The sequence below is a fragment of the Sphingomonas sp. genome, assembly GCF_017745215.1.
Taxonomy (GTDB): domain Bacteria; phylum Pseudomonadota; class Alphaproteobacteria; order Sphingomonadales; family Sphingomonadaceae; genus Sphingomonas.
Genome location: NZ_JAGHZV010000016.1, coordinates 66,496 through 83,990 on the forward strand (window position 1 = coordinate 66,496; position 17,495 = coordinate 83,990).

The 17,495-nt window shown below is 69.5% G+C and carries 16 protein-coding genes; 1 reads left to right on the forward strand and 15 read right to left on the reverse strand.

What is annotated here, in order from left to right:
• Nucleotides 1–3: 3 nt before the first annotated feature.
• The 15 genes from murC to J7495_RS15710 all read right to left on the reverse strand — a co-directional run bounded on the left by murC (nt 4) and on the right by J7495_RS15710 (nt 16,585).
• The gene (gene murC, locus J7495_RS15640; RefSeq protein ID WP_294057652.1) at nt 4–1,422 is read right to left on the reverse strand and encodes a UDP-N-acetylmuramate--L-alanine ligase; all 1,419 of its coding nucleotides are present in this window, start codon (nt 1,420–1,422) and stop codon (nt 4–6) included.
• Entirely contained in the window at nt 1,419–2,570 is a 1,152-nt protein-coding gene (murG, locus tag J7495_RS15645; protein WP_294057653.1) for an undecaprenyldiphospho-muramoylpentapeptide beta-N-acetylglucosaminyltransferase, read from the reverse strand. The genes murC and murG overlap by 4 nt, the downstream gene beginning before the upstream one ends.
• The gene (locus J7495_RS15650) at nt 2,567–3,703 is read right to left on the reverse strand and encodes an FtsW/RodA/SpoVE family cell cycle protein (RefSeq protein WP_294057675.1); all 1,137 of its coding nucleotides are present in this window, start codon (nt 3,701–3,703) and stop codon (nt 2,567–2,569) included. Before J7495_RS15650 ends, murG begins: the two co-directional genes overlap by 4 nt.
• A gap of 107 nt (nt 3,704–3,810) precedes the next feature.
• Nucleotides 3,811–5,100 carry a UDP-N-acetylmuramoyl-L-alanine--D-glutamate ligase gene (gene murD, locus J7495_RS15655; RefSeq protein WP_294057654.1) on the reverse strand — a complete coding sequence of 430 codons (1,290 nt, stop codon included), beginning with the start codon at nt 5,098–5,100 and terminating at the stop codon, nt 3,811–3,813.
• Nucleotides 5,097–6,167 (reverse strand): phospho-N-acetylmuramoyl-pentapeptide-transferase, encoded by a 1,071-nt coding sequence (mraY, locus tag J7495_RS15660; RefSeq protein WP_294057655.1) that lies wholly within the window; start codon nt 6,165–6,167, stop codon nt 5,097–5,099. Before mraY ends, murD begins: the two co-directional genes overlap by 4 nt.
• Nucleotides 6,155–7,534 carry a UDP-N-acetylmuramoyl-tripeptide--D-alanyl-D-alanine ligase gene (gene murF / locus J7495_RS15665; RefSeq protein WP_294057657.1) on the reverse strand — a complete coding sequence of 460 codons (1,380 nt, stop codon included), beginning with the start codon at nt 7,532–7,534 and terminating at the stop codon, nt 6,155–6,157. The genes mraY and murF overlap by 13 nt, the downstream gene beginning before the upstream one ends.
• On the reverse strand, nt 7,531–8,946 hold the full coding sequence (locus J7495_RS15670; protein WP_294057658.1) for a UDP-N-acetylmuramoyl-L-alanyl-D-glutamate--2,6-diaminopimelate ligase: 1,416 nt from the start codon (nt 8,944–8,946) through the stop codon (nt 7,531–7,533). The genes murF and J7495_RS15670 overlap by 4 nt, the downstream gene beginning before the upstream one ends.
• The gene (locus J7495_RS15675) at nt 8,943–10,655 is read right to left on the reverse strand and encodes a penicillin-binding protein 2 (RefSeq protein ID WP_294057660.1); all 1,713 of its coding nucleotides are present in this window, start codon (nt 10,653–10,655) and stop codon (nt 8,943–8,945) included. Before J7495_RS15675 ends, J7495_RS15670 begins: the two co-directional genes overlap by 4 nt.
• Complete coding sequence (locus tag J7495_RS15680) at nt 10,652–11,194, reverse strand: hypothetical protein (RefSeq protein WP_294057661.1); 543 nt, start codon at nt 11,192–11,194, stop codon at nt 10,652–10,654. The genes J7495_RS15675 and J7495_RS15680 overlap by 4 nt, the downstream gene beginning before the upstream one ends.
• 2 nt (nt 11,195–11,196) lie before the next feature.
• Nucleotides 11,197–12,141 carry a 16S rRNA (cytosine(1402)-N(4))-methyltransferase RsmH gene (rsmH, locus tag J7495_RS15685; RefSeq protein WP_294057663.1) on the reverse strand — a complete coding sequence of 315 codons (945 nt, stop codon included), beginning with the start codon at nt 12,139–12,141 and terminating at the stop codon, nt 11,197–11,199.
• Complete coding sequence (locus J7495_RS15690) at nt 12,138–12,626, reverse strand: division/cell wall cluster transcriptional repressor MraZ (RefSeq protein ID WP_294057664.1); 489 nt, start codon at nt 12,624–12,626, stop codon at nt 12,138–12,140. The genes rsmH and J7495_RS15690 overlap by 4 nt, the downstream gene beginning before the upstream one ends.
• A 518-nt stretch (nt 12,627–13,144) precedes the next feature.
• A complete protein-coding gene (locus J7495_RS15695) occupies nt 13,145–13,405 on the reverse strand; it encodes a hypothetical protein (protein WP_294057666.1) in 261 nt (86 codons plus the stop codon).
• A 95-nt stretch (nt 13,406–13,500) separates the two neighbouring features.
• A complete protein-coding gene (locus J7495_RS15700) occupies nt 13,501–14,493 on the reverse strand; it encodes a cysteine synthase A (protein ID WP_294057667.1) in 993 nt (330 codons plus the stop codon).
• Nucleotides 14,494–14,549: 56 nt separating this feature from the next.
• Complete coding sequence (locus J7495_RS15705; RefSeq protein WP_294057668.1) at nt 14,550–15,950, reverse strand: hypothetical protein; 1,401 nt, start codon at nt 15,948–15,950, stop codon at nt 14,550–14,552.
• Complete coding sequence (locus tag J7495_RS15710) at nt 15,947–16,585, reverse strand: ABC transporter ATP-binding protein (protein ID WP_294057670.1); 639 nt, start codon at nt 16,583–16,585, stop codon at nt 15,947–15,949. Before J7495_RS15710 ends, J7495_RS15705 begins: the two co-directional genes overlap by 4 nt.
• A 318-nt stretch (nt 16,586–16,903) precedes the next feature.
• Here J7495_RS15710 and J7495_RS15715 point away from each other — a divergent pair, with 318 nt between their 5' ends.
• Entirely contained in the window at nt 16,904–17,380 is a 477-nt protein-coding gene (locus J7495_RS15715; RefSeq protein ID WP_294057672.1) for a methyltransferase domain-containing protein, read from the forward strand.
• Nucleotides 17,381–17,495 lie beyond the last annotated feature (115 nt).

Here is a 17,495-nt window from a genome sequence, read left to right on the forward strand (position 1 = left end):
GGCTCACGCTGCCGCCTCGGCGCGCGCTTCGGCGATCGCATTCGCCAGCCCCGCCGCCCATTTGGTGATATCGCCCGCGCCGAGGCAGACGACCATGTCGCCGGGCTGCACGACGTCGGCAAGCGCCCGCGCCAGCGCCGTCGCGTCGGCCACCGCCGTCGCCGAACGATGCCCGCGGCGCTTGACGCCCTCGACCAGCGCCTCGGCCGAAACGCCCTCCACCGCCGCTTCGCCCGCGGCATAGACTGGGGTCACATAGACCATGTCGGCGTCGTTGAAGGCCTGGGCGAAGTCCTCCATCAGGTTGCCGAGCCGCGAATAGCGGTGCGGCTGCATCACCGCGATCACCCGACCCTCGGCGCTCTCGCGCGCGGCGGAAAGCACCGCGCGGATCTCGACCGGATGGTGGCCATAGTCGTCGATGATCGTGACGCCCTCGGTCTCGCCCACCTTGGTGAAGCGCCGCTTGACGCCGCCGAACTTGCCGAAGCCCTGCTGGATCGTCGCATCCTCGATCCCCAGCTCGAGCGCCACCCCGATCGCGGCGAGCGCGTTCTGGACATTGTGGCGGCCGGGCATCGGCAGCTCGACGCCTTCGATGGTCCGTGTCGAGCCGTCACGCTGGCGGATCACCGCATCGAAGCGATTGCCGCCCGGAAAAGGCGCGACATTGGTCCCGCGCACGTCGGCGGAGGCCGCGAAGCCATAGGTGACGATCCGCCGGTCGCGCACGCGCGGGATGATCGCCTGCACCTCGGGATGGTCGAGGCACAGCAGCGCCGCGCCGTAGAAGGGGACGTTCTCGACGAACTCGACGAACGCCGCCTTCACCCGATCGAAATCGCCATAATGGTCGAGATGCTCGGGATCGATGTTGGTGACGATCGCATAGGTGCCGTCGAGCCGGAGGAAGCTGCCGTCGCTCTCGTCGGCCTCGACCACCATCCAGTCGCTGTCGCCCAGCCGCGCGTTCGAGCCGTACTGGTTGATGATCCCGCCGTTGATCACCGTCGGGTCGACCCCGCCCGCGTCGAGCAGCGCCGCGACCATCGAGGTCGTCGTCGTCTTGCCGTGCGTTCCCGCCACCGCGACGGTGGACTTCAGCCGCATCAGCTCGGCGAGCATCTCGGCGCGGCGCACCACCGGGACGCGCCGCTCGTACGCGCATTCGACTTCGGGGTTGGTCCGCACGATCGCGGTCGAGACCACCACCACCGCGGCGTCGCCGAGGTTCTCGGCCTTGTGCCCGATCGTCACCTGGATCCCGCGGTCGCGCAGGCCCTGGACGACATAGCCGTCGGCCACGTCCGAGCCCTGAACCTTGTAGCCGAGGTTGTGCATCACCTCGGCGATGCCGGACATGCCGATGCCGCCGATGCCGACGAAGTGGATCGTGCCGATGTCGGTCGCGACGCCCTTCACGCAAAGGCCTCCCGGCCGGAGAGCGCCGCCTTGCGGACGCCGACGGGCGCGGTCGGCGCGTCGATCGACTCGACCAGGTCGGCGAGGTCGCGCGCGGCATTGGGCCGGCCGCAGCTCCAGGCGCGCTTGGCGGCATTCTCGAGCGACTGCGGCTCGAGCCCGAGCTTCTGGATCTGCTTGGCGAGCTCGGTGGGCGTGAAGTTGCGCTGGGCGATCGTCCGCGCGCCGCCCGCCTCGGTGATCTCGCGCGCGTTCGCGGTCTGGTGGTCGTCGGTCGCGCTCGGCAGCGGCACGAGGATCGCCGGACGGCCCGCCGCGGTCAGCTCCGAGATCGTCGAGGCGCCGGCGCGCGCGATCACGATATGCGCCCAGGCGAGATGCTCGGGGAGATCGGGCAGATAGGTCGCGACCTCCGCCGGGATGGCGTGGGCCTGGTACTTGGCGCGGACGTGCTCGATGTCCTCGATCCGCGCCTGGTGCGTCACCTGCATCCGGCGGCGGAAATGGACCGGGAGCAGCGCCAGCCCGTCGGGCACCACCTGGCTCAGGATCGTCGCGCCCTGGCTGCCGCCGGTGACGAGCACGCGGAAGATGCCTTCCTCGTCAAGCATCGGATAGGGCCGCGACCTGAGCGCCAGCACCGCCTCGCGCACCGGATTGCCGACCATGTGGGTCTTGGCCGCCCAGCCCTTCTTCATCCGCTCGACTTTTTCGTACGAGGTGGCGATCGCGCTCACCCGGTCGCCGACGAAGCGGTTGACGCGGCCGAGGATAGCGTTCTGCTCGTGGACGATCGTCGGCACGCCGAGCCGGAACGCCGCGAGCAGCGAAGGCAGCGCCGGATAGCCGCCGAAGCCGATCACGCACGAGGGCTCGAGCTCCTTGTAGAGCTTGAGCGCCATGCTGCGCCCCGCCATCATCTTGCCCGCCGCGCGGAACCAGCCGAGCGGCCCGCCGCCCAGCCGCCCGGCCGGGAGCACATGCGTCTCGACGTCCTCGAACAGCCCCGGGAAGCGCACGCCGCGGTCGTCGCTCACCAGCACGACGTGATGGCCGCGCGACGCGAGCTCGACACCGAGCGCCGCCGCCGGCACCATGTGCCCGCCGGTTCCGCCCGCCGCGAGGACATAGGTTCGTGCCTTGGTCATGAAGCCTTCCATCGCACCGTATAGGGAGAGCGTTTGAGATACGGGTTTCGCCGCGTGAAAGCGAGCAGCAGCCCCATGCCGATCGACAGCGCGATCATCGACGAGCCGCCGTAGCTGATGAACGGCAGCGTCATCCCCTTAGACGGCGCGAGCCCGGTATTCACCGCCATGTTGATCGTCGCCTGGATGCCGAACTGCGCCGCCAGCCCTGCCGCGGCGAGCAGCTTGAACGCATCCTCCTCGTCGATCAGCTTCAGGAACACGCGCAGCACCATCGCGAGATACAGCGTGGCGATCACCGCGCACGCCAACAGGCCGAACTCCTCGCCCACCACCGAGAAGATATAGTCCGTATGCGCCTCGGGAAGCCGGAACTTCACGGTGCCGCCCCCCGGACCTGTCCCGAAAAAGCCGCCTGCGCTGAGCGTCGCATGCGCCATGTCGATCTGGTAGCGGTCGACCAGCGCGGCTTCCTTGCTGGGGAACAGGAAATTGTCGATGCGGATGCGCGCGGTGTCGTAGAAGAGATAGGCCGCGACCACGCCGCCCAGCGCGCTGCCGAACAAGCCCCCGATCGCCAGCGGCGACGCGCCCGAGATCATCAGCAGGATCACCCACACCGCGCCGAACACCATCGTCTGGCCGAAGTCGGGCTGGAGCATCAGCAGCACGCCCACCACCGCGGTGAGCCCGCCGGTGATCCACTGCATCGGCAGCGCCGGATCGGCGGCGCGCAGCGAGAGCATCCAGGCGATGCTCGTGATGAAGAGCGGCTTCAGGAACTCAGAGGGCTGGAGCTCGGCGACACCGAAGTCGATCCAGCGCACCGATCCGTTCACTTCGCTGCCGATGAAGGGCAGCAGCGCGAGCAGCAGAAGGAACACCCCTGCCCCGGCCAGCGCGAGCCGCCGCGCGACCGCGACCGGCATCATCGAGACGATGAACATCACCGGCACCGAGACGGCGACCCACACCAGCTGGCGCCAGAAATAATACATCGACGCCATCTGGTGGGTCGCGTCCGAATAGCGCCGCGCGCTGGCCGGCGACGCGGCGGCGACCGCGACGAGGCCGATCGCCATCAGCAGCAGCGCCATCAGCAGCAGCACGCGGTCGACTTCCCAGAACCACATGCCGGTGCGCGAGCGATCGGTGCGCGCGAGCTGGGTCCCGCCGGAGCGGCGGCGGACCTGCGGCGCCTCGGGGGCGTCGATCGGCGCGGGCTCGTCGGTCGCGGCGCTCATCCCAGCGCCTCCACCGCGGCGCGGAATGCGCGGCCGCGTGCCTCGTAATCGCTGAACTGGTCGAACGACGCGCAGGCAGGGGAAAGCAGTACCGTCTCGCCGGGCTGTGCCTCGGCCGCGGCGTGGCGGACCGCGGTGGCGAGGTCGCCCGATTGCTCCACCGCCATCTCGGGGGCGAGCAGCGTCTCGAACATCGGCCCAGCCTCGCCGATCGTATAGGCTTTGGCGACATGGCCGAAGCTGGGGCGGCAGGCGTCGAGGTCGTCGGTCTTGGCGAGCCCGCCGAGGATCCAGCGGATGCGTGGGAACGAGGCGAGCGCGGGCGCGGTCGAGGTCGGATTGGTCGCCTTGCTGTCGTTGACGAACAGCACGCCGTTCCGCGTCGCCACTCGCTCCATCCGGTGCGGCAGGCCGGGATAGGTTCTGAGCCCCTCGTCGATCGCCTCGTTCGCAACGCCAATCGCTTCGCAGGCGGCGATCGCGGCGAGCGCGTTCTGCGCGTTGTGCGGGCCCTGGAGCGACGGCCAGCGCGACTGGTCCATGCACACGCCCGGCGCGATCTTCGTCACGTCCTCCGCCCGGCCGGCGCGGGCGAGGCGCTTCGCGATCTCCGCGCTCGGCCCGTCGCCGATCCCGATCACCGCGGCATGGCCCGGCGACTGCATCCGGAACAGCCGCTCCTTCGAGGCGGCATAGCCCGCGAAGCCGTCGTAGCGATCGAGATGGTCGGGCGTGATGTTGAGCAGCACCGCGACGTCGCAGTCGAGGCTGGAAGTCAGGTCGATCTGGTAGCTCGACAGCTCGAGGACGTAGACGCCGCCCTCCGGCAATGGGTCCTGCCCCAGGATCGGCAGCCCGATGTTGCCGCCCAGCTGTGCAGGAATGCCGGCGGCCTCGATGATATGATGGATCAGCGCCGTGGTGGTCGACTTGCCGTTGGTGCCGGTGATGCCGATCGCCTTGTGCGCCGGCAGCTCGGCGCGCGCCCGGGCGAACAGCTCGATGTCGCCGATCACCGGCACGCCCGCCGCCGCTGCGCGCGCCACGATCGGATGCTTGTTGAGCGGCACGCCCGGCGAGACGACCACGCCGTCGAATCCCGCCAGGTCGATCTCCAGCGGATCGGCGAGCTCGGCGCCGGGCGCCTTGGCCCTCGCCTCTTCCTTCGAATCCCATGCGACGACGCTCGCGCCGCTCGCCAGCAGCGCGTCCACGGTGGCGATCCCGGAGCGTGCCAACCCGAGGACCGCATAGCGTTTGCCGCGCCAGGCAGCCGAGGTGATCATCGCAGCTTGAGCGTCGCCAGTCCCGCGAGCGCCAGCACGAACGCGATGATCCAGAAGCGGATCACCACGGTCGGCTCGGACCAGCCCAGCTGCTCGAAATGATGGTGGATCGGCGCCATGCGGAACACGCGCTTGCCGGTGCGCTTGAAGAAGAAGACCTGGATGATGACGCTGAGCGCCTCCATCACGAACAGCCCGCCGATGATGCCGAGCACCAGCTCATGGTGCGCGACCACCGCGATCGTCCCCAGCGCGCCGCCCAGCGCCAAGCTGCCGGTATCGCCCATGAACACCGCCGCCGGCGGCGCGTTGAACCAGAGGAAGGCCAGCCCCGCCCCCACCATCGCCCCGCAGAAGATCGCGAGGTCGCCCGCACCCGGCACGTGCGGGATGCCGAGATAGGTGGCGAACACCTTGTTGCCGGCCAGGTAGACGATCAGCATGAACGCAAGGCTGGCGATGATCACCGGCATCGTCGCCAGCCCGTCGAGCCCGTCGGTGAGGTTCACGGCGTTGCCGAACGCCACGATCGTGAAGGCCGCGAAGACGATGTAGAAATAGCCGAGGTCCGGATGGATCCAGCTGAAGAAGGGCACATAGAGGTGCGTGCCGTTCTGCGCGATCACGATCCAGCTCGCGATCCCCGCCACCGCGAACTCGCCCGCCAGCCGCACCCGGCCCGAGACGCCCGCGGTCTTCTGCTTCCGCACCTTGTCGTAATCGTCGAGGAAGCCGATCATCCCGAAGCCGAAGGTGACGAACATGCACGCCCAGACATAGGGGTTGCTGAGGTCCATCCACAGCAGCAGCGAGAGCATCAGGCTGGTCAGGATCATCAGCCCGCCCATCGTCGGCGTGCCGCGCTTGGCGAGGTGGCTCTGCGGCCCGTCGTCGCGGATCGGCTGCCCCTTGCCCTGGCGCACGCGCAGCCAGCCGATGAACTTCGGCCCGATCAAGAGGCCGATGAACAGCGCCGTCGCCACCGCCCCGCCGGTGCGGAAGGAGAGATAGCGGAACAGATTGAAGATGCCGGGAAAGCCCAGCCAATCGGCAATCAGGTAGAGCATGGTTGCCTTTCCGCCAGCGCTGCGACCACGCTCGACAGCCGCACGCCATTCGACCCCTTGATGAGAACCACGTCGCCAGGCGCCAGCAAATCCTCCAGCCGGTCGCGCGCCGCCGCGGCATCGGGCACATGGACGAAATCGACATGGCCCTCAAGCGCGTTTGCGAGGCTGGCCATCGCTTCGCCGACCAGGATGGCCTGCTGGACGCCCGCCGCCTCGATCGGACCCGAAAGCTCGGCGTGATAGGCGTCCGAATGCTCGCCCAGCTCGCGCATCTCGCCGAGCACGGCGATCCGCCGCCCGCGCTCATGGCCGAGCACTTCGAGCGTCGCGCGCATCGAGGCCGGGTTGGCGTTGTAGCTCTCGTCGATCACCAGCGCTTCGCCGTCCCCGACCGGGACGGTGAGCCGCGCGCCGCGCCCGCCGATCCCGCCGAGCTCGGCAAGCGCAAGCCCCGCGAGCTCGAGGTCGGCGCCCACCGCGTCGACCGCGGCGAGCACGCCCATCGAATTGGCGACCCAATGCATCCCCGGCTGCGAGATGGTGAAGCTCAGCTCGCGCTGCCCCATCCGCGCGGTGACGAAGGTGCCGCCGCTCCGGATCCGCATCGTCTCGATCGCGCGGACGTCGGCGCCCTCGTTGAGCCCGAAGGTGACGATGTGCGCGGCGAAGGGCTTGGCCGCGGCGACCAGCCGGTCGCGGTGCGGGCTGTCGAAGGGGATCACCGCAGTGCCGCCGGGCTGGAGCCCCTGGAAGATTTCGCCCTTGGCGTCGGCGATTGCGCTCTCGTCCTTGAAGAAGGCGGTGTGCGCCGGCGCAATGGTGGTGACCATCGCCACATGAGGCCGCACCAGCCGCGTCAGCGCCGCCAGTTCGCCGGCGTGGTTCATCCCCATCTCGAACACGCCATAACGGGCGTCACGCGGCATGCGCGCGAGGCTCAGCGGCACGCCGGTGTGGTTGTTGTAGCTCTTGACCGAGCGATGCGCGCAGCCAGGGTCGTTGCGGTCGAGCGCGGCGAACAGCGCTTCCTTGGTGCCGGTCTTGCCGACCGAGCCGGTGACGCCGATCACCTTGCCGCCCATCCGCCTGCGAGCGGCGCTCCCCAGCGCTTCGAGCGCGGCCATCGTGTCCTCGACGCTGACATGGGGATGCGACGTCTCCTCCGAGACCACCGCCCCAGCCGCGCCGTTCGCGAACGCCTGGCCGAGGAAGCGATGCCCGTCCGAGCTTTCGCCCTTCATCGCGAGGAACAGGTCGCCGGCCCCCACTTCGCGCGAATCGAAGGTCACGCCCGAGGCTTCGAACGCAGCCGATGCCGTGCCGCCGGTCGCCTGCGCAATCTCGTCGGACGTCCACAGCCTCACGCCACGCACTCCCTCGCCACGCTCACATCGTCGAACGGCAGGACGAGATCGCCGACGATCTGCCCCTGCTCATGCCCCTTGCCCGCGAGCAGCACGATGTCCTCGGGCTCGGCCAAGTCGATCGCCGCGGAGAAAGCCTCGCGCCGATCACCGATCTCGACCGCGTTGGGCGCACCCTTCAGGATCGCGGCGCGGATCGCCGCGGGGTCCTCGGTGCGCGGATTGTCGTCGGTGACGATCACCACGTCGGCGCCCTGCGCCGCGACCTGCCCCATCGGTTCGCGCTTGCCGGGGTCGCGGTCGCCACCCGCGCCGAGCACGAGGATCAGCCGGCCGTGGGTGTGCGGCTTGAGCGCGGCGATCGCCGCCTCGATCGCATCGGGCGTGTGCGCATAGTCGACATAGACCGGCGCGCCATTGGGCTTGATCACCGCGCGCTCGAGGCGTCCCCGCACCGGCTGGAGCCGCGCGAGATTGGCGATCGTCTGCGCGACGTCGCCGCCGGTCGCGATCACCAGCCCCGCCGCGACCAGCGCATTGGCGGCCTGATAGGCGCCAATCAGCGGCAGGTTGACCTTGTGCGCCTTCCCCTCGGCTTCGATCGTGAGCATCTGCCCGAGCAGGGTCGGCTCGCGCGCGACCAGTCGCAGCGCATCGCCATGCTCGCCGACCAGCAGGATGCGATTGCCGCGCTGCCGCGCCAGATCCTCGACGCGCTCGGAATTGGGATCGTCGGCCCAGATCACCGCCGCGCCATCCGCGTCGAGCACTTCGGAGAAGAGGCGCAGCTTGGCAGTGAAATAGGTCGCCATGTCGCCGTGATAGTCGAGATGGTCGCGGCTGAGGTTGGTGAATGCCGCCGCGCGCACCGCCAGTCCCTCGGTGCGATATTGCGAGAGGCCGTGGCTCGACGCCTCGAAGGCGACATGCGTCACGCCCTCGCGCGCCAGCCCCGCGGCGTTGGAGAGGAAGGTCACCACGTCGGGCGTGGTCAGCCCCGTGGTCACACGATCGTCGGCCGTCGTCACGCCGAGCGTGCCGATCGACGCGGCGTGGAACCCCGCCATCCGCCACAATTGGCGCGTCATCTCGACGGTCGAGGTCTTGCCGTTGGTCCCCGTCACCGCCACCGCGACTTCGGGAAACGGTGCGAAGAACTGTGCCGCCGCCCGGGCGAAGCGCTCGCGCGGATTGCTGTCGGCGATATGCACCGCCCCCTCGACCACCGCCTCGGGCCGCGCCACCACCGCGATCGCGCCCGCCTGCACCGCCGCCGGGATGAAGTCCTCGCCGTTGACGCGCAGCCCCTGGAAGGCGCCGAACACCGTACCGGGCGCCACCTTGCGGTGATCGATCGCGAAGCCGGTGACCACCGCCGCCTCGTCGCCGCCCGTGATCGCGCCAAGCTTCATTCGGACCCCGCCTTGAGCGGATCGGCGACGCCCTGCACCAGCGGCAGCACGTCGCGCAGGTCGATCTCGCGGCTGGCGTCGGGGATCACCCCCAGGATCGCGCCGGTGCGCGTCACCACGCGGCTGACGACCGGAGCCGCGGTCCAGGCCGCGGTGGTGAGTCCGTGAGTCTCGGCATTGCCGATGGGAGAATCGAGCATGGCAAGCACCACATAGCGCGGTGCGTCGATCGGGAAAGCCGCCGCGAAGGTCGAAACATTACTCTTGCGATTGTAACCACCGCCCTGCGCCACTTCCGCGGTCCCCGTCTTGCCGCCGACGCGGAAGCCGGGCGCCTCGCCCTTCTTGCCGGTGCCGTAGAGCACGATGAGGCGCAGCATCTGGCGCATCCGCGCGCTCGTCGCCGGGCTGAACACCTGCTCGCCCCGGGGCGCCTTGCCCGGTGCGATCCTCATCAGCGTCGCCGGGCGCCAGATCCCGCCGTTGACCAGCGCGGCATAAGCGGTCGCGAGGTGCAGCGGCGTCACCGCGATGCCGTGCCCATAGGCCGTCGTCATCACCGTCGTCCGCGCCCAATAGCCCGGCCACAAGGGCCGCGCGGCATAGGGCAGCTCGATCGCCGGGCGCTTGTCGAAATGGAGCTTGCGGAACATCGCCTGCTGGCGCGCCGCCCCCACTTCGTCCGCCAGCCGCGCCGTCGCGATGTTCGACGAGAAGATCAGCGTCTCGGGGATGTTGAGCCAGCGGTTCTGCGCGTCGCTGCGGTCGTCGTGGATGGTGAAGCGTCCGACCTGGAGCGGCTTGGTCGCGTCCAGCCGGTGCGCCATCGAGGTCACCACGCCGGTATCGATCGCATTGGCGACCGAGATCGGCTTGAAGGTCGATCCCAGCTCGTAGACGCTCTGCGTCATGTTGTTGCGCGGCACCGGGCCCGCGATCGCGTTGGGATTGAAGCTGGGCAGCGAGACCAGCGCCATGATCTCGCCGGTGTCGACGTCGAGGATCACCCCCGCCGCGCCCTTGGCCTGGAGGCTGGTCATCGCGTTCGAGAGTTCGCTCTCCAGCGCCGCCTGGACGCGCACGTCGATCGAGAGCGGCACCGGCGTGTCGCGCCCCGCTGCGCTCAAGAGCTGCTCGTTGAGCACGCCTTCCATCCCCGCCGCGCCCCGGCCCTTGTCGTCGAGGAAGCCGAGCACCTGCCCCGCCAGCGTGCCCTGCGGATAGAAACGGTCGGGCTCGCGCATCAGCTCGATGCCCGGCTCGCCCAGCGCATTGGCGGCGCGGACCACGTCGGCCGGCGCGCGGCGCTTGAGCCAGGCGAAGCGCGCGCTCGAATTGAGCAGCGCATAATATTGGCCTTCGCTGCGCCCCGGGAACAGCTTCGCGAGCTTGCCCGCCAGCTCGGCCTTGTTGCCGATCACCTGGTTGGGGTGGATCGCGATCGACCAGCCGTCGACCGTGCGCGCGAGGGGCTTGCCATTGCGGTCGACGATGTCGCCGCGCGCCGGACGCAACCCCGCGGCGGGATCGGCCGGCGGCGCGGGCGCCGCGGACAGCGCCAGCACCCCCAGCTTGATCACGATCGCCAGCATCCCCGCGCCGAACAGCGCGGCGAGCATCACCAGCCGTACATGGGCGATCGCGACGAGCGATTGCCGGGGCCCGCCCGGTCGGCGCGCATGCGCCGGCGGTGCGACGACGATGCTCAACGCAGGGCCGAAAGCTCGGCTTCGCCCCGCTTCTTCAACTCCTCGAAGGTCTTGTCGTCGAGCATCGCGACAGCCTGGCGCACCTTCGGCTTGAGCTCGCCCTGCTGGGCGGTCCCGCGCGGCGTCTTCGACTCGACGTCATCGCGCGACACCGACGCGGTCTGCACGGCCGGCGCCGCGACGATGCCGCCCGGCACCACCAGCTTGGCGGTCTGCTGCGGCGCGGCGCCCGGCTGCGTCGTCGCCGGTGCGGCGTCGAGGCTGGCGAGCGCCTGCTCGTCGGGGAGATACTGGCTCGCGGTCGGCGCGTTCAGGCCGAGCACCTTGCCGTTCCACTCGCCTAGCTGGAGCATGTTGGCGCGCGCGTCGAACTGCGTCTCCAGGTCGCGGATGTCCTTGTGCGCCTTGGCGATGCCGGCGTCGAGCGCCGCCAGCCGCGCGCGTTCGCCCGCGCCCTGCGACGTGGCCATATAGCTGCCGAGCGCCACCGCAACGGCACACCCGAACCAGCCCAGTCCCCTGAAGCCGTAGATTGCCACTGTCATGCTCCTTCGCTTGGCCACGGCGCTGCATCTGTGCGCCTGGCAACCCGAAGCGTCGCTGAACGCGCGCGCGGGTTTCTGTTAATCTCGTCGTCGCTGGGGCGGACCGCCTTCGCCGGCGTCTCGAAGCTCGGCGCGGCGCGCGCCGCCGTCTGCGGACGATGCCGGGAGCCCGCGGGCTCGCTGCCCGAGCGCTCGCGCAGGAACCGCTTCACGACGCGGTCTTCGAGACTGTGAAACGTCACCACTGCCAAACGCCCACCTGGCTTGAGAACACGCTCGGCAGCAGCCAGCCCTTCGGCCAGCTCGTCGAGCTCTCGATTGACGTGGATACGGACCGCCTGGAACGTCCGCGTCGCCGGATCCTTCTTATCGTACGGCTTAAATCCTAACGCCTTCCTAACCACGTTTGCCAGTTCGGAAGTCCGCGTAAGGGGGCGCGCGGAAACGATCGCGCGGGCGACGCGGCGGGCGCGCGGCTCCTCGCCATAGCGGTGCAGCACGTCGGCGATCTCGGCCTCGTCGGCTTCGTTCAGCCAGTCGGCCGCGCTCATCCCCTCGCCCGACATCCGCATGTCGAGCGGGCCGTCGCCCTGGAAGCTGAACCCGCGCTCGGCCTGGTCGAGCTGCATGCTCGACACGCCGATGTCCATCGTCACGCCGTCGACCGGCACGAAGCCGCGCCGCTCGAGCTCGGCCTCCATCGCGCTGAACGGCGCCTCGATCAGCGTGAGCCGTCCGGCGGACTCGGCCACGAGGGTTTGGCCGCCCTCGATCGCGCGGGGGTCGCGATCGAAGGCGGCCACCTCGGCACCCCGCTCGAGGATCCGTGCCGTATAGCCGCCCGCGCCGAAGGTCGCGTCGACGTGGCGCTCGCCCGCCCGGACGTCGAGCGCGGCGTCGACTTCGTCGATCAGCACGGGGATGTGGGGCGCCTCGCTCACAGCGCGACTCCCTTCTGCTGGCAGAGGAATTCGCAGATCTCGCGGATGTCCTCGAACTCGGGGCCGGTCGTCGCCATCAGCACTTCGGGCGACCAGATCTCGAAGCTGTCGCCGGTGCCGCAGAAGAAGGCCCAGCGCCCGATCTTCGCCTTGGCGCGGAAGAAGGGCGAAAGGATGAAGCGGCCGCTGCCGTCGAACTGCGAACGCTCGACGGCGCCGAAGGCGCGACGCTTCGCACCCGCGGCGCCGTCCGAGCCCGCATCGAACATCGACTGGGAGGGATCGTCGATGCGGTCGTATTTCTGCTGCGACCAGCCCTGGTCGTGCGCGGTCAGGCAATTGGCATGCGGATGCTTGCCGACGACGACGGTCTTGAGGTCCGAGTTGCGCTCGATGGCGGCGCGCAGGTCAGCCGGGATCGCGACGCGGCCCTTGTCCTCGTCGACCGCCTGAAGCGCAAAGCCTTCGTACAGCTCCCTGGCCACCCTGACACACCCCGAACGTCAGGCACGCCGCTCCACGCTCCGAGAAGCGGCCCCTTTCGCCGCCACCCGGTCCCTCTGCGCTTCGCAATGAAAGCGGACGTACCCCGTATTTAGTCCGTCTTCCGTACGCCGAAGCGAACGGGGATTCAATGGGCGAAACGGGGATTAGCTGCCACTTTTCGCCATTTCTTGGCTTTGTTCTTTTATTGTTCTCGCAATTCTTCATTTGTTCTCGGATTGCGGGCGGTTCCGGACTATCTTCGACGGCGGTTTTTTATATCGGTCCCGGAACGGGGTGGCGCTCGCGGCGCGGGGCGCGGCGGCTGGTCGCGCGGTTCGGGGCGAATCTACGCCTGCACCGACTCGCAGTCAAAGCGCAAAGCCGCAGAAATCCGCGAGTCGCCTCCCCCCAACCGTCATCCCGGCGAAAGCCGGGACCCAGGGTTACAGAGGAATCGTTCACGGCCCGGGGTCCCGGCTTTCGCCTGGATGACGGTTGAGGGAATGAGAACGCGAGCCTAGCGCTTGGACCCATCCGCCCCATTGGGCGTCTCGGGCGTCCCGGCGCTAGGCGCGACGCCCAGTTCGGCGAGCGGCTCCTCGCGGGTCTTGGCGACCATCACATTGCCGTCGGTGATGTTGGCGACCACCGCCGCGTTCGACGCGCCGATCGCCTCGACAGGGTCATCGCGGTTGGCCGAAGTGAGCACCACGCTTCCCAGCCCGATCATGACGAGCACGAGCGCCAAGCCGGTGATCCCGACTCGCACCCGCTGCATCGCTTGGGCGGTTTCCTCTGGCGAACCCGGCTTCATCTGTGGCTTAAATGTAACGCTTCGCCGCAAACTTGTCGAGCCCGGGCGATTCCGCTTGCTCAGTTGCGCGCGAGCCATTCCGGGACGGGAAGCCCCTTCGACTCCAGCCACTCGGCATTGTAAAGCGTTGAGAGATAACGAAACCCCGTGTCGCACAGGATCGTCGCGATCCGCTTGCCCGGGCCCAGCTCGCGCGCCAGCTGCACCGCGCCGGCGACGTTGATCCCCGAGGAGAGCCCGAGGCACAGCCCCTCCTCCGCGAGCAGCCGGCGGACCCATTCGAGCCCTTCCTCGTCCGAGATGCGATACTGCGTGTCGACCGGCGCACCTTCGAGGTTGGCGGTGATCCGCCCCTGGCCGATCCCCTCGGCGACCGAGCTGCCCTCGGCCTTGAGCTCGCCATGCGCATAGTAGTTGTACAGCGCCGCGCCATAGGGATCGCTGAGCGCGATCGTCACGCCCTCGTCCTTGGCCTTGAGCCCCAGCCCCACGCCCGCGAGCGTGCCGCCGGTGCCGACCGCGCAGGTGAAGCCGTCGACGCGGCCCTCCATCTGCGTCCAGATCTCCTCGGCCGTGCCGGCGATGTGCGCCTTGCGGTTGGCGATGTTGTCGAACTGGTTGGCCCAGATCGCATTCGCCGTCTCCTCGGCGATGCGGCGCGAGGTGTGGACGAAATGGCCGGGGTTCGAATAGGCGGCGGCCGGCACCAGCACGAGCTCGGCGCCGAGCGCGCGCAGCGTGTCCATCTTCTCGCGGCTCTGCGTCTCGGGCATGACGATGATCGTCTTGTAGCCCTTGGCGTTGGCGACCAGCGCCAACCCGATCCCGGTATTGCCCGCCGTCCCCTCGACGATCGTGCCCCCGGGCTGGATCAGCCCCTTCTCCTCGGCATCGTTGACGATGAACAGCGCCGCCCGATCCTTCACCGAGGCGCCGGGATTGGCGAATTCGCACTTGCCGTAGATGTCGCAGCCGGTCGCCTCGCTCGGGCCCTTGAGGCGGACGAGCGGCGTGTTGCCGATGAGCGCGAGCGTGTCCTGAGTCACATGCATGGCCGCCAGATAGGCGCTTGCCCCCGCCTGCCGCAAGCAAGCCCGGCTATCCCCAATCAATTGGCGGAGAAATAGGCGTACCAGAGGATCAGCAGCACCAGCCGAGGCGCGAAGGCCGATCGCGAGACCGCGCCGAGCGCCATCGCGATCGCCGCGAAGGCCGCGCCGGTGCCCGCCGCCAGCTCGAGCGGCAGCCAGTTCCCCGCAGTGCTCGCACGCACGATCCCCGGCGCGCCCATCGTCGCCGACCAGAGCGCGCCCGCCACCACGAAGGCGATGCGCCGCGCGATCGGCGAGACGCGCATCGTCCGCGTCAGCGCGAGCAGCTTGCCGCGCTCGCTCCGCCCGGCATGCGCGCTCAGCCCGAAGACGAGCAGCAGCAGCGCCGCCGGGCTCGCGACATGGCGGAAGTCGACGATCGCGCTCGCCGCCGTCACGGCCAGGGCAAGCAACAGCCACAGCCGCCCGCCCGCGATCAGCCGCAACTCCTCGGCGAGCAGTCCCAGCACCGGCACCGCGGCGAACCGCGCGGGCGGCGCCGCCGGGTTGGCGGCCTTCGGCTTGCCCGGCGCGAGCAGCTTCGCGAGCCACCCCATCCGCCGACGGCGCCGCGGCTTGTGCTGGGCATAGGCCAGCCCCGCGACCCCCGCGACCAGCACCGAAATCCCCAACCAGCCGAAGCGCGAGGCGATGTAGCCGTCGCTGTTCACCCCCGCCATCACGTCGAGCGCGATCTTCTTGCGCCCCACCGAGGAGGAGCCGATCGCGATATCGGTATCGCCCTTCTTCAGCGTGTAGGTGAGCGGCTGGACGAAGCCGGTGAAGTCGGTGAGGTTGTAGGCGATGCCCGTGCCCGGCTGCCCGCCGACGATCGGCACGATGATCGCCGCGAGCCAGAGGATGAAGAACAGGAACTCGCCCCAGGCCCCGCGCGCGATCGGGACCGCGTCGAACAGCGTCCGTACCGCCGCGACGCCCGCCAGCGCGGGCGCTGCGATCAGCCAGAGCGTCGCCGCGATCACCAGCGGATCGAAGCCGCCGCGCGGCAGCATCAGCCAGCCCATCGGCCAGCCCGCCAGCGTCATCGCCGCGAGCACCGCCATCAGGATCAGCGTGTCCGCCCCGAACCGCCCGAGCGCCATCGCGACGCGCGATCCCGCGGTGACTTCCTCGATTTGCCAGGGCTGGATCCGCGTGGTGTTGGCGCGGAGATAGAGGAAGGCCACCGGCAGCAGCAGCATCGAGATGACGATGCCCAGCGACACGCCGAGCACCGCGGAGGTCATCACCGGCGCCATGTCGTGCACCGCGATCACCGCACGCGGCTCGTCGCCCGAGGAGATCCACAGCCGCGCCTCGATCGGCGCGACGAGCAGCAACAGCCACAGCCCCCAGCTGCGCGAATAGCGCGCGAGCGAGGTGGCGAGCGACGAGCGCAGGACCGCGGGCGCGCTCATGCCGGGACGACGGCCCCACCTTCGACCCGCAGCACCTTGCCGTGCTGGGCGAGCGCTTCGATCGCATGCGAGGTCATGATCACGATGGCGTCGCGCGCCCGCTCGAGGATCAGCGCATTGACGCACCGCGCGGTCTCCGGATCGAGCTCGGAGGTCGGCTCGTCGAGCGCGAGCAGCTCGGGCTTGCCGAGCAGCGCCTGCGCGAAGATCAGCCGCCGCCGCATCCCGCCCGAGAAGGTGGCGATGCGGTTGTTGATGTCGGGGTGGAGTCCGATCGCATCGGTGATCGCCGCGAACTGCCTGTCCGCCGCGCCGAGCGCCAGCCCCTTCAAGGCGGCGACGTGCATCGCGAACTCGCGCGCGGTCAGGTCCTCGGGCAGGTCGACCGCCTGGGGCGCATAGCCGAGCGTCCGGCGCAGCGCACGCCGCGCGCGCGGCAGCGGCGTGCCGTCCCAGCGCATCCGCCCGGCGCTCGGTCCCTCGGCGGTGGCGATGATCCGGAGCAGCGTCGTCTTGCCCGCCCCGCTCGGCCCCGCGAGCAGGGTGAGCCCGGGCGCGAAAGCGTGCGTCACGCCCTCAAGCACGGCCTTGCGGCGATAGCGTTTGGCAATCCCTTCGAGTTCGAGCGCGGCCATGGGTCCTCCTGCGGCACGTGTATTATTTGAATAATACAGTTCGTCAAGGGGAGCCGACCTTATGGAATCCCTATGCAGGGGGCCCTCGTCCCGTCTCGAAGCCCTATGCGGGGAAGCGCAAATCCATCCCCGGTCGACAACCCGAGACGGACCCATGACCCGATATGACTCTGATCCTCACTTGCGGCGTGGTCGCCCTCGCCGCGCTCGTCCTCATGCTGACGCTCCCCAGGGCGCCGGCTTCCGATCCCACCCGCGGCTTACGGGACCCCTGTCGCTGAAGCGCTTCCGGGCCGCGGTCGATGGGGATGACCAGCGATGATGACGACGCATTTCTCGTTCGCCGGGCTGCTCCGCTCGGCGCACCTCACCACCGCCGACTGCGAGGCGCGGCGGGGCCCGAGCCTCGAGCGCGTCTTCGCGATGTTGCGCGAGCACCGCGACGCCGGTCACCGCGCGATCCGCATCCTCGATCTCGGCTGCGGCGACGGCGAGCGGCTGCTCGCGGCGGTCGAGCGCGCGCACGAGCTGGGTTTCGTCGCGATCGAGGCGCGCGGGGTGAGCCGCTCGCTCCACGGCGTCCGCCGTGCCCGCCGCGCCGCGCGTCGAGGCCAGCACCCGACCTGGGGGGTGAGCTTCGAAGTCGCCGAGCCCATCGCCGCGCTCGCGGGCGAGCACGACGGCAGCGCCGACCTGATCCTGCTCGCGGAACCCCTGCCCTATCCGGCGAGCCCGCTGGGCACGGCGCTGGGCCGCGTCAACGCGGGCGTGATCCTCGCTCCGCCCAGGTCCTAGGTGTTTGATCCCGCAGTGTGGTGGTACGTTTGACCATCACGCATGGTGGGAGGAGCTATGGGTCAGGTTCTACACGGGAGCGCCCGCACGACTGAGGCAGTCCGTCGAGCGATAC